The organism is Mycobacterium toneyamaense, assembly GCF_055384815.1.
Window position 1 is genome coordinate 5,196,517 of the sequence record NZ_AP040333.1, and the last position, 13,036, is coordinate 5,209,552.

At 67.7% G+C, this 13,036-nt stretch carries 16 protein-coding genes and 1 pseudogene; 8 read left to right on the top strand and 9 right to left on the bottom strand.

The genetic code is table 11. The features are described 5' to 3' along the window. Positions 1-4: 4 nt before the first annotated feature. Genes ACZ5IQ_RS25150 through ACZ5IQ_RS25175 form a run of 6 tightly spaced genes read right to left on the bottom strand, consistent with a single transcriptional unit; the run spans position 5 to position 4,003 of the window. Positions 5-397 carry a hypothetical protein gene (locus tag ACZ5IQ_RS25150; RefSeq protein ID WP_061004543.1) on the bottom strand — a complete coding sequence of 131 codons (393 nt, stop codon included), beginning with the start codon at positions 395-397 and terminating at the stop codon, positions 5-7. Between the two features lie 11 nt (positions 398-408). Next, positions 409-1,623 carry an O-succinylhomoserine sulfhydrylase gene (locus tag ACZ5IQ_RS25155; protein WP_061004558.1) on the bottom strand — a complete coding sequence of 405 codons (1,215 nt, stop codon included), beginning with the start codon at positions 1,621-1,623 and terminating at the stop codon, positions 409-411. 5 nt (positions 1,624-1,628) lie between these two features. Next, positions 1,629-2,042 carry a rhodanese-like domain-containing protein gene (locus ACZ5IQ_RS25160; RefSeq protein ID WP_061004545.1) on the bottom strand — a complete coding sequence of 138 codons (414 nt, stop codon included), beginning with the start codon at positions 2,040-2,042 and terminating at the stop codon, positions 1,629-1,631. A gap of 20 nt (positions 2,043-2,062) precedes the next feature. Next, complete coding sequence (locus ACZ5IQ_RS25165; protein ID WP_133427871.1) at positions 2,063-2,512, bottom strand: Rv0361 family membrane protein; 450 nt, start codon at positions 2,510-2,512, stop codon at positions 2,063-2,065. Positions 2,513-2,514: 2 nt separating this feature from the next. Further along, on the bottom strand, positions 2,515-3,645 hold the full coding sequence (locus ACZ5IQ_RS25170; RefSeq protein ID WP_061004550.1) for an ATP-grasp domain-containing protein: 1,131 nt from the start codon (positions 3,643-3,645) through the stop codon (positions 2,515-2,517). A gap of 49 nt (positions 3,646-3,694) precedes the next feature. Next, a complete protein-coding gene (locus tag ACZ5IQ_RS25175) occupies positions 3,695-4,003 on the bottom strand; it encodes a UBP-type zinc finger domain-containing protein (protein WP_082762320.1) in 309 nt (102 codons plus the stop codon). 59 nt (positions 4,004-4,062) lie between these two features. On the opposite strand from ACZ5IQ_RS25175, the gene ACZ5IQ_RS25180 reads away from it, so the two are divergent. The 7 genes and pseudogenes from ACZ5IQ_RS25180 (at position 4,063) to ACZ5IQ_RS25210 (ending at position 8,566) form a co-directional block, all read left to right on the top strand. Next, positions 4,063-5,655 carry a Na+/H+ antiporter gene (locus ACZ5IQ_RS25180; protein ID WP_464480444.1) on the top strand — a complete coding sequence of 531 codons (1,593 nt, stop codon included), beginning with the start codon at positions 4,063-4,065 and terminating at the stop codon, positions 5,653-5,655. Between the two features lie 402 nt (positions 5,656-6,057). Then, entirely contained in the window at positions 6,058-6,462 is a 405-nt protein-coding gene (locus ACZ5IQ_RS25185; protein ID WP_212807173.1) for an ArsR/SmtB family transcription factor, read from the top strand. After that, positions 6,459-6,581, top strand: a complete 123-nt coding sequence (locus ACZ5IQ_RS25190; protein ID WP_329602562.1) for a hypothetical protein — start codon at positions 6,459-6,461, stop codon at positions 6,579-6,581. Before ACZ5IQ_RS25185 ends, ACZ5IQ_RS25190 begins: the two co-directional genes overlap by 4 nt. A gap of 27 nt (positions 6,582-6,608) precedes the next feature. Continuing rightward, positions 6,609-6,944 (top strand): annotated as a pseudogene (locus ACZ5IQ_RS25195) (SRPBCC family protein); the annotation flags it as partial. A 35-nt stretch (positions 6,945-6,979) separates the two neighbouring features. Beyond that, on the top strand, positions 6,980-7,441 hold the full coding sequence (locus ACZ5IQ_RS25200) for a VOC family protein (protein WP_226519757.1): 462 nt from the start codon (positions 6,980-6,982) through the stop codon (positions 7,439-7,441). A gap of 100 nt (positions 7,442-7,541) precedes the next feature. After that, positions 7,542-7,733, top strand: a complete 192-nt coding sequence (locus tag ACZ5IQ_RS25205; RefSeq protein ID WP_020100680.1) for a hypothetical protein — start codon at positions 7,542-7,544, stop codon at positions 7,731-7,733. Then, on the top strand, positions 7,730-8,566 hold the full coding sequence (locus tag ACZ5IQ_RS25210) for a GH25 family lysozyme (protein WP_346415999.1): 837 nt from the start codon (positions 7,730-7,732) through the stop codon (positions 8,564-8,566). The genes ACZ5IQ_RS25205 and ACZ5IQ_RS25210 overlap by 4 nt, the downstream gene beginning before the upstream one ends. On the opposite strand, the gene ACZ5IQ_RS25215 is transcribed toward ACZ5IQ_RS25210, so the two are convergent. Then, positions 8,567-9,055 carry a MarR family winged helix-turn-helix transcriptional regulator gene (locus ACZ5IQ_RS25215; protein ID WP_346416001.1) on the bottom strand — a complete coding sequence of 163 codons (489 nt, stop codon included), beginning with the start codon at positions 9,053-9,055 and terminating at the stop codon, positions 8,567-8,569. A 106-nt stretch (positions 9,056-9,161) separates the two neighbouring features. Here ACZ5IQ_RS25215 and ACZ5IQ_RS25220 point away from each other — a divergent pair, with 106 nt between their 5' ends. Then, positions 9,162-11,093 (top strand): MMPL family transporter, encoded by a 1,932-nt coding sequence (locus ACZ5IQ_RS25220; protein ID WP_464481506.1) that lies wholly within the window; start codon positions 9,162-9,164, stop codon positions 11,091-11,093. Here ACZ5IQ_RS25220 and ACZ5IQ_RS25225 read toward each other — a convergent pair. Then, on the bottom strand, positions 11,090-11,737 hold the full coding sequence (locus ACZ5IQ_RS25225; protein ID WP_346416004.1) for a PaaI family thioesterase: 648 nt from the start codon (positions 11,735-11,737) through the stop codon (positions 11,090-11,092). The genes ACZ5IQ_RS25220 and ACZ5IQ_RS25225 overlap by 4 nt on opposite strands. Beyond that, the gene (locus tag ACZ5IQ_RS25230) at positions 11,734-13,023 is read right to left on the bottom strand and encodes an adenylosuccinate synthase (protein ID WP_020100685.1); all 1,290 of its coding nucleotides are present in this window, start codon (positions 13,021-13,023) and stop codon (positions 11,734-11,736) included. The genes ACZ5IQ_RS25225 and ACZ5IQ_RS25230 overlap by 4 nt, the downstream gene beginning before the upstream one ends. Positions 13,024-13,036 lie beyond the last annotated feature (13 nt).

Consider the following 13,036-nt stretch of genomic DNA (forward strand, 5'->3'; position numbering starts at 1 on the left):
GAAATCAGAACTGCGGAACCGGCTCCCCGACGCGGTAGGCCTCGATGACATCCAGGTTCGCCATCAACTGCTCGACCGTGAAGCTGTAGATCTCGCCGTCCTCTTCGGTACCGACGAGGATGAGCTGCGGCTGGTCCGGATCGGAGACCCAGATCCGCGTCACCAACTCACGCGGATCATCCTCTGTGGATTCGAAGCCCGACGGCGGGTAGTACCAGATGAGGTACTCGTCGTTGGAGTAGTCCGAATCGAATACCCAACCGCGCGGCAGGATTTCGCCCGCGATCCGCCCGACGGCCTCGACTTCGGCATGCACCTCGTCGGGCAGCCAGTTGGCGTTGCGCGTGGTCTGCCGCTTCTTGCGACGGGCCTTCTTGGCCGCGGTCTGCTTGGACATGCTCCAGCCCCCTAGCTCAGCGCCTGGTCCAGGTCGGCGATCAGATCCTCGGTGCCCTCGAGCCCGACGGAAATCCGCACCACGCCGTCGCCCAGCCCGATCGCGGCCCGGCCCTCCGGCCCCATCGCGCGGTGCGTGGTGGTGGCCGGGTGGGTGATCAGCGTCTTGGAATCGCCGAGGTTGTTGGAGATGTCGATGACCTGCAGCTTGTCGAGCACCTCGAACGCCCGGTCCTTGCCGCCGTCGAGCTCGAAGGTGACGACGGTGCCGCCGCCGCGCATCTGCCGCTTGGCCAGGTCATGCTGCGGATGTGACTGCAGGAACGGGTATTTCACCCAGTTCACGCCGCGCACACCTTCCAGGAACTCGGCCACCCGCTGCGCGGACCGGTTCGAGTAGTCGACCCGAATGGCCAGCGTCTCAAGGCCTTTCAGCATCGTCCAGGCATTGAACGCGCTGATCGCCGGGCCCGTGTGCCGCATCAGCTGCTGCACCGGCCCGGAGATGTACTCCTTGTCGCCGAGGATCGCACCACCGAGCACCCGGCCCTGGCCGTCGATGTGCTTGGTACCCGAGTACACGACGACATCGGCGCCCAGTTCCATCCCCTGCTGCAGCAGGGGCGTCGCGAAGACGTTGTCCAGCACCACTTTTGCGCCGGCGGCGTGCGCCAGCTCCGAAACCGCGGCGATGTCGACCAGCGACTGCATCGGGTTGGACGGCGTCTCGAAGAACACCGCGGTGGTCGGCACCGACAGTGCCTCCTCCCACTGCGACAGGTCGTCGCCGTCGACGAAGACGGTCTCGACGCCCCAGCGCGGGAGAATCTCGTTGCACACCACGAAGCAGGACCCGAACAGGCTCCGTGCCGCGACCAGCCGGTCGCCGGCGGCGAGCAGCGCGCCCAGCGCGGTGAACACCGCCGCCATTCCGGTGGCCGTCGCGAATGCGGCCGGCGCCCCTTCGATGAGCCGCAGCCGTTCCTCGAACATCTGGATGGTCGGGTTGCCGTAGCGCGAGTACACGTAGCGGTCGATCTCACCGGTGAACGCCTGCTCCGCGGCAGCCGCCGACTCGTAGACGTACCCCGAGGTCAGGAACATCGCCTCGGCGGTCTCCTCGAACTCGGACCGCAGCAGGCCGCCGCGGACACCGATGGTCGCCTGGCTCACGCCGTCGGGCAGCGGCGCCGGGACCCGGACCGAGGGGACGCCGTCGGCGTTCAGGCCCCTCACGACTGCACCCACGGCAGTCCGATGGCGCGCCAGCCGCTGCCACCGCGATGCCCCTGCTCGTCCAGGTGACCCTCGAAACCGTCGAGCACGTTGTACGACGGGCCGATGCCCGCCGCCGTCGCCGCCTCGGCGGCACCGATCGAACGGTTACCCGAGCGACAGAGGAACACCACCGGCCGCTCGCCGGGCGTCACACCCGCGGCCAGCAGGTCGTCGACGAAACCCGTGTTGCGTTTGCCGTCATTCGACACCCACTCGATGTACACAACGTCACGTCCGAGGCTGGAGATGTCGGGCACGCCCACCCAGCGCCATTCGGCGTCGGTCCGGCAGTCGACAAGCACCGCCTCGGGGTTCTCGCTCAGCAGTTCCCAGGCCTGCTGCGGCGTGATATCTCCCGCGTAGCTCACGGATGCGAGTCTGTCACAAACTAGCTCGGGACCGGCGAGCACACCTTCCACGCGCCGTCCTCGTTCACCAGCACCACCGGCGCCGTGGGCTTCTGGTCCGGCGTCTTGTCGAAGTGATACATCAGCACGGCGGTGGCCTTCTGGCCGTCGAACTTGATGTCGCGCACCTCGTCGACGTAGCGCTGCCCGTTCTTGGCGGCCGAATCCTCTTGCTTGGCAAGCACATCCGCCTCGGTACCGGCCTGGGCCTTGCAGGTGTACGTCTGGAAGCGCGCGTAGTCCTTGCGCTGCAGCCCGTCGTTCTGGCCGACGACCGCGGTGCGCACCAGCTGCTCCGGCGTCGGATCGTTCCGGCCGAACACCCCGATCGCGTTCAGGACGGCGATTATGACCACGAGGACCACAATCAGCGCCAGCGCGGCCAGGAACGGGCCCAGCGTCTGCCGCGGGTGCGATTCCGATTCGGTCATGGTCACGTCCCCGTCTGGTTGATCGCCGAGTGGTTGAGCACAGCGGCCACCTGATGCGCGCGGTCGCGCGCCCGCACGACGTCCGGCGCCGTCGCCAATGCCACGCACACCTCACCGGAGAGCCGCACGTCGCTCTCGGCGATGGCCAGCGCATCCGGCAGTGCGCGCACGAGCGCGGCCCTGTCGGCCGACGGGCGGCTCACCTCACCGGCGGCCGGCGAGATCATGATGGTGTCGACGGGCAGTCCGAGGATCGCCCGCGCGTGCAGGTCGAACTGCGACAGCCGCTGCGAACGCGTCGTGACGAAGCCCGCGCCCGTCAGCATCGGATGGACCGTCGCGAAATAGACCTCCTCGGCCCCGGACTCCGGGTCGGCACCGAGCAGCAGGTCCACCGTGAACAGCCCCGTGCCGCCCAGCTTGCCCGCGATCCGGGCGGCGATCGAGCGCGCCGCGTCCAGCGCCGGCTCCGACAACAGCTGCGGCTGCCACAACTCCAGCGGACCGCCCGTCTCGTGGCGGTGACCGATCGGCTCACAGAACTGCACCACCGGACCCGCCTGACCCTGGGTCCGCACCGTCAGCATGGTGAACTCCGCCGTCACGTCGACGGCCGTCTCGGCCATCACGCGCTCGCCGCCCGCGGCCACCGCACGGTGCCACGCCACGTCGACGTCCTCGAGACGCGACAGCACCGAACGCCCCGCGCCCTCGTTCGCGGCATGCGTCACCGGCGTGATGGTGAGCGGCAGCCCGGCGTGCTCGGCCACCGCGGTGAGTTCGTCGACCGATCCGGCGAACCAGAACGGCGCCGTCGGCAGCCCCAGCTCGTTGGCCGCCAGGGTGCGCAACGCCTCGCGGTCGGACGCGAGCCGCAAGGCACCCGGCGTCGGGAACACCGCGACTTCCTCGAGCCCGGCCAGCGCCTGCACGACGTCGGCGCCGAGATCCGCCGCCGGGGACTGCACGACCACCACCTGTGGGGTGTGCCGGTCGATCAGGGTCCGCAACGCCGCCGCTCCGGTCGGCGCGGGCACCGCGGTCGCCCGCGTCCCCAGCCGCTGGAACGACAGCACCAGTTCACTGCTCAGCTCACCGGCACCGAGCACCAGAACCGTTGTCCGGTCTACCAAGTCACCAAACTCCCCCGTCGCTCCGCTCGCCCCGCCGGCCAATCTCCCGTCAACCCAACCTGATGTCGACGTAGCACCAGCGCCAGCTCTCCCCCGGCTCGACCGAGCGCATCACGGGGTGGCCCGTGCGACGGTAGTGCTCGTTGGCGTGTTGGTGCGGACTGGAATCACAACAGCTGACCTGTCCGCAGGTCAGACACATCCGAAGGTGCGCCCACGTATCCTCCCCAAGTGCCGCACAGTCACCACAGCGGCCGGGCGTCTGCGGCTCCGGTTCTGCTTGGCCGACGGCGTCGGCGAGGTGCGTGCAGGTAGTCGGGGAATTTTCTTCACGCGGACGCGTTGCCCGTGACTGCATCCATTTCCCCAGCATGTTGAACAAGGATAGGGCCCGGCTGACCGAGGAGGTTTGAGGACATGGGTGCCCCACTGCTGGCAGTGCTGGTGGCCTCGGTGTTGTTGGCCGCGCTGGCCCGCCGTTACGACGTCTCCGCGCCACTGGGACTCGTCGTCGCCGGACTGGCCGTCGGGCTGATCCCCGGCGTGCCGGCCATCGAGATGCAGCCGCAGTTGGTGATGTTCGTCGTGCTGCCGCCACTGCTGTGGTCGGCCGGGCTGGAGAGCAGCTACCTGGCCCTGCGCAAGAACGTCCGTCCCATCGGGCTGCTCGCGGTCGGGCTGCCACTGGCCACCACCCTGGTCGTGGGGTTCGTCGCGTTTCACACCGTCCCGGAGCTGACGGTCGCCGCGGCGCTCACGCTGGGCGCCATCGTCGCGCCGCCCGACGCGGTGTCGGCCGCGGCCATCGGCCGGCGCCTCGGACTGCCCCGCCAGATCATGACACTGCTCGGCGGCGAGAGCCTGCTCAACGACGCCACGGCGCTGACCGCGTACAAGGTCGCGCTGGCCGCCGCCATCGGCGCGGCAGCGACCTGGCAGGGCGCGCTGGGCACGTTCGCGCTCGCCGCGCTGGGCGGTGTCGTGATCGGCGGGCTGATCGGGTGGCTCATCGAATTCATCCGGACCTGGCTGGACGACCCGCTGGTGGAGAGCGCCATCGGGCTCGTCGCACCGTATTTCGTCTACTGGCTGGCTGAAGAGGCGCACGGCTCCGGCGTGATCGCCGTGGTGGTCGCCGCGCTGCTGCTCGGACAGCGCGCGACGCGGGCGTCGTACGCCACCCGCCTGCAGGACGACGCGGTGTGGAAGTCGATCCAGCTGGTGCTGGAATCCTTCGCGTTCCTGATGATCGGACTGCAGCTGCCGACGGTCATCGACGAGCTGACCGGCATCCGCGCCGTCACCCTCGCCGTGGCGTCGGCCGCGGTGCTTTCGACGGTGATCGCCGTCCGCATCGTCTGGGTGTACGTCATGGCCTACACGCCACGGATGCTGTTCCGCGGGGTCCGGGATCGAGAACCCGCCCCGACCCCGTCGCAGGTCTTCATCGTGGCGTGGGCAGGCATGCGCGGTGTCGTGTCACTGGCCGCGGCGTTCGGTGTGCCTCTCGTGACACTGAGCGGCGACCCGTTCCCGGGGCGGCCGCAGCTGGTGTTCCTGACGTTCGTCGTGGTGATCGGCACGCTGCTGCTGCACGGCCTGACGTTGCCATGGCTGATCCGCACGCTCGACGTGCGCAGCGAGGCCGAGGCTCATCAGGACGCCCTGGAGCAGGCCGCGGCCTCGAGTCGCGCGGCGCAGGCGGCGGCCGACCGGCTCGACGAATTGCTGGCTCGCAGTAGCGATTCCAGTGCCCAACAGCACGTCGGCGAGGTGCTGCAGAGCTGGAACGACCGGCGTCGCAACGCGGTGTGGGAACGGCTCGGACGCAGTGACGACGACATCGGCGAAAGCCCGGCGTCGGCCATGCGGCGGCTGCGGCTGGAGATGCTGGCGGCCGAGCGCGAGACATACATCGCCGAACGCGACGCCGGAAACATCGACGACGAAGTGCTCCGGTCGGTGTTGCATGGGCTGGATCTGGAAGAGGCGGCGCTCAACCGGGAGTAGGGCTTGGCTCCCGCGCCGAGAGTCAAGTTGAGCCTGCAGTGAGGGCGCAACCTACTCGCAGAAATACGCCCTAGGTACAGGATCAACCGGTCTACACGCCAATCCCAGGTTGAGCCCGCAGTGACGGCGCAACCTACTCGCACAAATACGCCCTAGGTACAGGATCAACCGGTCTACACGCCAATCCCAGGTTGAGCCCGCAGTGACGGCGCAACCTACTCACACAAATACGCCCTAGGTACAGGATCAACCGGTCTACACGCCAATCCCAGGTTGAGCCCGCAGTGACGGCGCAACCTACTCACACAAATACGCCCTAGGTACAGGGTCAACGGGCCACCGTGCACTTTCGACGCAACCAGCCCTTGACGCCGCCGCGACGCCGACCTAATCTACAACCAAATGGTTGTAGATACTTTTCCCGAAGCATTCACCGATGCGGAGATCGACCGGATCTTCCACGCATTGGCGGACGCCACGCGCCGCGACATCGTCGCCCGCACCATGCGCAGCGACCAGTCGGTGAGCGCGCTCGCGCGTGGCTACGACATGAGCTTCGCCGCGGTACAGAAGCACGTCGCGGTACTGGCCGGAGCCGCGCTGGTGCATAAAGAGCGCCGCGGCCGGGAACAACTCGTGCGTGCGGTGCCAGAAACCCTGCACCGAGCGGGCGTGCTCCTGGAGCGCTACGCGGCGCTCTGGCACGACCGCGCCGCGAGCATCGAGGCGATCCTCGCCGAAGACGGCTATCCGCCACACCAAACATCAAGCCGCACAACACCACCCAACCGAAAGGACCACCGATGACGGTGATCAGCAGCGCCGCCGACCCGCAAGCCCTCACCATGACCTTCGTGGCCGAGTTCACCGCGCCGCCGGCGCGCGTCTGGCAGGTGTGGGAAGACCCGCGCCAGCTGGAGCGCTGATGGGGTCCGCCGACCTGGCCGGCCACCTTCACGCGCCATGAGCTCACCCCGAGCGGGCAGTCGCGCTACCACATGACGGGTCCCGAGGGCGAGAAGGCGCCGGGCTGGTGGACGACGCTCGAGGTCGACGCACCATCGCGACTGCTCATCGAAGACGGCTTCTCGCAGCCCGACGGCGAGCCCGACCCCGAGATGCCCACCATGCGCCTGGAGGTGTCGTTCGACGCGACCGACACCGGTACCCGGATGACGATCGTCACCCGGTTCACCGACCTCGAACAACTCGAGAAGGTGACCGCGATGGGCATGGTCGAGGGCATGACCGGCGCCCTGGGTCAGATCGACGCGCTGCTGGCCGCCTGATCCGCCGAAAACGACTGACAGACAAGGAGAACGACATGCCGACCGCCATCCAGCCATGCCTCTGGTTCAACGACCAGGCCCGCGAGGCCATGAACTATTACGTCGAGGTGTTTCCGAATTCCCATGTCATCTCGGTGGAGGAGTACCCGGACGAAGCACTTGACGAACATTTCAAGGGCATGTCGGGCAAGGTGCTCAACGGCCGATTCAGTTTGAACGGTGTCGATTTCGTCTGCCTCGACGGCGGACCGTTGTTCACCTTCAACGAATCGATCTCGTTCGTCGTCGAATGCGCAGACCAGACCGAGATCGACCACTACTGGTCCAAGCTCTCGCATGTCCCCGAATCCGAGCAATGCGGTTGGTGCAAGGATCGATTCGGGATCAGCTGGCAGATCATCCCGGCCAAGATGGACCAGCTACTCGGCCGGCCCGAACAGATCCAGACGATGATGCGGCAGAAGAAGATCGTCATCGCCGAACTGGAGAACGCCTGACCGACCCAGCCGCGGAGATCGCGCTATCGTGGAAAGTGGCCCGCCGGAAACGAGATTCTAAGCGGGACAAGACCTCTACGGTAGAAGGCGAGGATTCGCTATGAACGCGGCGGGCAAACCCGAAGCACTCGGCGAGGTTTACGAGCAGGCGGGTGCGATCGCCACGGCGACGCATGACGCCGACGGACGGTTGCAGTGGACGGTGCAGTCGCACGACGGATCCAGCGCCGACACAAAGGCTTTGGCGAGCACGACGAGCTGGACGCCCGTGAATCCGGAGACAGTGCTGTGACCCTGTACGGACCGGACACGTCGAACAACAACTTCCGCTCGGCCGCCGATGCCATCGCCTTCGTCTCCCAGCTACCCGGCCAGGGTTTCTCCTGGATCGAGCAGAAGGTGTCCGAAGGCAGTTACTACCGGGATCCGTATTGGCCGGTGATCGCACAGTGGTGCCGGGACAACCACTTTCCGCACATCGGCTATCACTACGTCACCACCAACAGCCCGGCAGCGCAGGCCCAAACGTGGCTGAGCAACAACGGCGGCAAATACGCGATGTTGGACTTCGAGGCGAATTCCGGTGACATCCACAACTTCTGGGCCGTGGTCAATGCCTTCAACGCCGTCGGGGTGACGATCTCGCTGTCGTACATACCGCACTGGTACTGGCAACAGATCGGCTCGCCCGACATCTCTCAGGTACCCGGCCTCATCGCATCGAATTACGTCAACGGCACCGGCTACGCGTCAAACCTCTACCCCGGCAACGACAATCAGCGGTACTGGTTCCCCTACGGCGGTGCCACGCCGCAGATTCTGCAATTCACCGATGCCGCACTGGTCGGGAATCTGTCGGTGGACTGCAACGCGTTCCAGGGCACGCTCGACCAACTCATCGCACTGCTGAACGGAGGAACCGTGACTCAGCCCGACCCGACCACCGCAACCCTCAATCAGATCCTGGCCATCGTGCAGGACATCCAGACCCAGTTGCGCGGGCCGAACCTCAACGGCTGGCCACAGCTCGGCCAGAACGCCGCCGGCCAGAACCTCACGATCGTGGACGCAGTGGCCGCACTCCGGGCGGACGTGTACGCCCTCAAGGCCGCCTCGTCCGTGTGATCACGGCTCGCCGGGAGCGGGTTCGGCACGGAACGCCCGCATCGCACCGGTGAGCGCCACGAAGACGCGGTGCGCCGCTTCGAGGTCGGCGTCGGGCAGGTCGGCCAGGGCCCGCGTGTTGAGCTGAGCCAGCGGGCTGAAGAACTCCCGGCCGACGTCCAGCCCCTTGGCGTCGTTCCGCAGGATGACCTTGCGCCGATCGGCGGGATCGGCGTCGCGGCGCAGATGACCCGAGTTGATCATCCGCTCCACCAGGTACGTGATGGCCGCGCCTGATGTGCCCATCAATTTGCGCAACTCGCCCGCCGTCAGCGGCGTGCCGGCGGACTCGGCGACCATGACATGTAGCAGGGCGCGAAAATCATTGGCGCCCAGATCGTTTTCCGTCGCAAACACCCGCCCGATCTGGTCGGATTCAGCCGTCAGCGCGCGCACGTCAGCGGCGATCTGCGCCTCCAGTTCGGCACGGTCCAGCGGCGGCTTTGGCACGCGGAGAGCATAGCGCCCGCGATGTTCAGTTGATTAATAGTTAAGTATCTGAAATATTTTCCAGGTGTCCACTCGAGTCGCCTGGGCCGTGGCCCTGATCGTCCTGATGCTCTCCGGCGCCGCCATGGCGTTGTTCGGCGCCGGAGATTCGGCATCGCAGTCACCGGTGGCCGTGCCGGCCGGCGCGGAATCCGCCCGCGCCGACGCACTACGCGCACAGTTCCCCGGTGGTGAGACCGCGCCGGCGATCGTCGTCGTCTCCCGTACGGACGACGCGCCCTTGACCCCGGCCGACATCTCCGCGGCCGGAGCGGGTGCCCGGGTATCCGCAGACGGCAGAGCGGCAGTGCGGGTGGCGCCGCTGGCGGCCAACCTGTCCGGCTTCGGTCTCCGCGACGCCGTCCACGAGTTGCGGTCGCAGGTATCGGCCGCACTGCCCGAGGGATTGCGGGCTCAGGTGACGGGCGGGCCGGCGTTCGGCGCCGACATCGCCAATTCCTTTGCCGGAGCGAACTTCACGCTGCTCGCGGTGACCGCGACGGTCGTGGCGCTGCTGCTGATCGTCACGTACCGCTCTCCCATCCTCTGGCTGATCCCACTCTTGGTCATCGGGTTCGCCGATCAGGTGGGCGCGGTCGTCGGAACCGCGGTGGCCACAGCGACGGGCCTGAACCCGGATGGTTCGACGGCGGGTATCACCAGCGTGCTGGTGTTCGGCGCGGGCACCAACTACGCGCTGCTGCTGATCTCGCGGTACCGCGAGGAACTGAGCCGGCGCAGCGATCACCGGGACGCGCTGCGGGTGGCGTGGCGCGCCGCAGCCCCAGCGATCATCGCCAGCAACGCCACCGTCGTGTTGGCCCTACTGACTCTGCTACTCGCCTCGGCGCCGAGCAACCGCAGCCTCGGAGTACAGGCCGCGTCAGGCCTCGTGGTCGCCGCGGTGTTCGTCCTGTTGGTGCTGCCGCCGCTGCTCGGATTGTTCGGCCGCCGGCTGTTCTGGCCCTTCATCCCCGAAACCGGTTCGCACGCCATGCCGCTCACCGAGAGCGGCGTCTGGCACCGCGTCGCAGCAGGCGTGTCCCGCCGGCCGGGCCGCGTCGCCACCGTGGCGCTGGCGGGCTTGGCCGCGCTGTGCGTCGGGCTGGTGAATCTGCCCATCGGGTTGTCCCAGACCCAGCAGTTCCGGGTGCAGGCCGAGTCCGTAGCCGGCTATGACACCCTGGCCGCGCACTTCCCCAGCGGCCTGACGAATCCCACGACCGTCATCGCAGCGGACCCCGCGGTCGCCGACGTCATCACCCACTCCCCTGGCGTGGTGTCGGCGACGCCGGCCGGGCGCTCGGCGTCGGGCCTGACGCAGTGGTCGGTGGTGCTGGCTGCCGCGCCTGCTTCCCCGGAGGCATTCAAAACGATTGACGCCCTTCGCGACTCGGTGCACCAGATCGATGCGCAAGCAGTCGTCGGCGGCCCCGACGCACAGGCCCGCGATGCCGCGGCGGCAGCGCAACACGACCGGAAGATCGTCATCCCGGCGATCCTGCTGGTCGTCCTCGTCGTGCTGTACGTGCTCCTGCGCTCGGCCCTGGCCCCGCTGCTGCTCGTAGCGGTGACGGTGCTCAGTGCGCTGGCCGCGCTGGGCCTCGGTGGCTGGGCCAGCGTCCACCTGTTCGGATTTCCCGCGCTGGATAATGGGACCCCGCTGTTCGCGTTCCTGTTCCTGGTCGCGCTCGGTGTGGACTACACGATCTTCCTGGTGACCCGGGCCCGGGAAGAGACGCCCGAGTTCGGCAACCGGCAGGGCATCGTGCGCGCGGTGTCGGCGACGGGCGCGGTGATCACCAGTGCCGGCATCGTGCTGGCCGCGGTGTTCTGCGTGCTCGGCGTGCTGCCGCTGATCGTGCTGACGCAGCTCGGCATCATCGTCGGCCTGGGCATCCTGCTGGACACCTTCGTGGTGCGCACCGTGATCATCCCGGCGCTGTTCACACTCATCGGGCCCCGCATCTGGTGGCCCGCGCTGCGCGCCGAACCTTAGGGCTGGCCGGGCAGCAGGCTGACCATCAGGCCGTTGGCCTCGGCCAGCAGGTTGCCCTCGGGGTCGAACAGTTCGGCCGCGACGAACGTCTTACGGCCGTCGACCTCGGTGACGTGGGCCTTGGCGGTCAGCACCGTGTCGATCGGCGTGACCTTGCGGTAGTCGACGTGCAGGTACGCCGTACGGCTCATCGGTCGATTGACGGCGTGGATCAGCATGCCGAAGGCCTGGTCGAACAGCAGCGGCAGCACCCCGCCGTGCACGGCGTAGTTGCCGCCCACGTGGTACCGGCTGAACTCGACCTCCATCTCGACGCCCTCGGGCGAGAACTTGGTGACCGTCCACGGCGGCATCAGCAGACTGCCGGCACCCGGCAGCGACGGCACCCGGATGGCCGGGCCGACACCTTCGGCCGCCTCGAACGGCTTCAGCAGCTTGACGAGTTCCTCGACGCGATCGGCGGCGTCGTCCCAGGTGTCGCTGTCCGGGTTGGCCGAGACCGCCAGGTCCTGCAGCCGCCGCATGCCCTCGAGGAAGCGGCCGAAGCCGGGACCGGGGTCGGCAACCTCGAATCGTGGGAATCCGCCGTGCTGGTCGATGAAGCCTTCGGTTTTCCCCGTCGCTTCGCTCGCCCCGTGGGTCACCCGAGGATGTCCCGGCGCACGATCGTCTGATCCCGGCCGGGACCGACGCCGATGCACGACACGTGGGCGCCCGAGAGCTCCTCGAGCCGCAGGACGTAGTCCTGCGCCTTGGCCGGCAGATCGGAGAACTCGCGGGCCCCGGAGATGTCCTCCCACCAGCCCGGCAGTTCTTCGTAGATCGGCTCGGCGCGGGCGATGTCGGCCTGCGTCATCGGCATCTCGTCGGTGCGCTTGCCGTCGACGGTGTAGCCGACGCAGATCGGCACCGTCTCCAGGCTGGACAGCACGTCGAGCTTGGTCAGGAAGTAGTCGGTGATGCCGTTGACGCGAGTCGCGTACCGGGCGATGACGGCGTCGAACCAGCCGCAGCGCCGGGCCCGGCCGGTCGTCACGCCGACCTCGCCGCCCGTCTTGGACAGGTAGGCGCCGTACTCGTCGAACAGCTCCGTCGGGAACGGACCCGAGCCCACACGGGTCGTGTAGGCCTTCAGGATGCCCAGCACCGTCGTGATGCGGGTGGGGCCGATGCCCGAACCGACGGCCGCGCCGCCCGCCGTCGGGTTGGACGACGTCACGAACGGGTAGGTGCCGTGGTCGACGTCGAGCAGGGTGCCCTGCGAGCCTTCCAGCAGCACGGTCTCACCGCGTTCCAGCGCCTGGTTGAGCAGCAGCCGGGCGTCGGCGATGCGGTGCTTGAAGCCCTCGGCCTGCTGCAGCAGGCTCTCGACGACCTCGGCCGGGTCGAGCGCCTTGCGGTTGTAGATCTTGACCAGCACCTGGTTCTTGAACTCCAGCGCGGCCTCGACCTTGGCGGCCAGCTGCTCCTCGTCGAGGACGTCGGCGACCCGGATACCGATGCGCGCGATCTTGTCCTGGTAGCAGGGACCGATGCCGCGACCGGTGGTGCCGATCTTCTTGCTGCCCGCGTACCGCTCGGTGACCTTGTCGATGGCCACGTGGTACGGCATGAGCAGGTGCGCGTCAGCCGAGATCATGAGCTTCGAGGTGTCCACACCGCGGTCCTCGAGCCCGGAGAGCTCACTGAGCAGCACACCAGGGTCGACCACGACACCGTTGCCGATGACGTTGGTGACCCCGGGTGTCAGGATGCCCGAGGGGATGAGGTGGAGCGCGAAGTTCTCCCCCGTGGGCAGTACCACCGTGTGCCCGGCGTTGTTGCCGCCTTGGTAGCGGACCACCCATTGCACACGTCCACCGAGTAGATCGGTGGCCTTACCTTTGCCCTCGTCACCCCATTGGGCCCCGATGAGCACGATTGCCGGCATCGTTTTGCCTCCC

Coding starts and splice junctions, on each gene's coding strand:
- ACZ5IQ_RS25150 (WP_061004543.1), bottom strand. CDS start 397: ATGTCCAAGCAGACCGCGGCCAAGAAGGCCCGTCGCAAGAAGCGGCAG.
- ACZ5IQ_RS25165 (WP_133427871.1), bottom strand. CDS start 2,512: ATGACCGAATCGGAATCGCACCCGCGGCAGACGCTGGGCCCGTTCCTG.
- ACZ5IQ_RS25175 (WP_082762320.1), bottom strand. CDS start 4,003: ATGCAGTCACGGGCAACGCGTCCGCGTGAAGAAAATTCCCCGACTACC.
- ACZ5IQ_RS25180 (WP_464480444.1), top strand. CDS start 4,063: ATGGGTGCCCCACTGCTGGCAGTGCTGGTGGCCTCGGTGTTGTTGGCC.
- ACZ5IQ_RS25185 (WP_212807173.1), top strand. CDS start 6,058: ATGGTTGTAGATACTTTTCCCGAAGCATTCACCGATGCGGAGATCGAC.
- ACZ5IQ_RS25190 (WP_329602562.1), top strand. CDS start 6,459: ATGACGGTGATCAGCAGCGCCGCCGACCCGCAAGCCCTCACCATGACC.
- ACZ5IQ_RS25200 (WP_226519757.1), top strand. CDS start 6,980: ATGCCGACCGCCATCCAGCCATGCCTCTGGTTCAACGACCAGGCCCGC.
- ACZ5IQ_RS25205 (WP_020100680.1), top strand. CDS start 7,542: ATGAACGCGGCGGGCAAACCCGAAGCACTCGGCGAGGTTTACGAGCAG.
- ACZ5IQ_RS25220 (WP_464481506.1), top strand. CDS start 9,162: ATGCTCTCCGGCGCCGCCATGGCGTTGTTCGGCGCCGGAGATTCGGCA.
- ACZ5IQ_RS25230 (WP_020100685.1), bottom strand. CDS start 13,023: ATGCCGGCAATCGTGCTCATCGGGGCCCAATGGGGTGACGAGGGCAAA.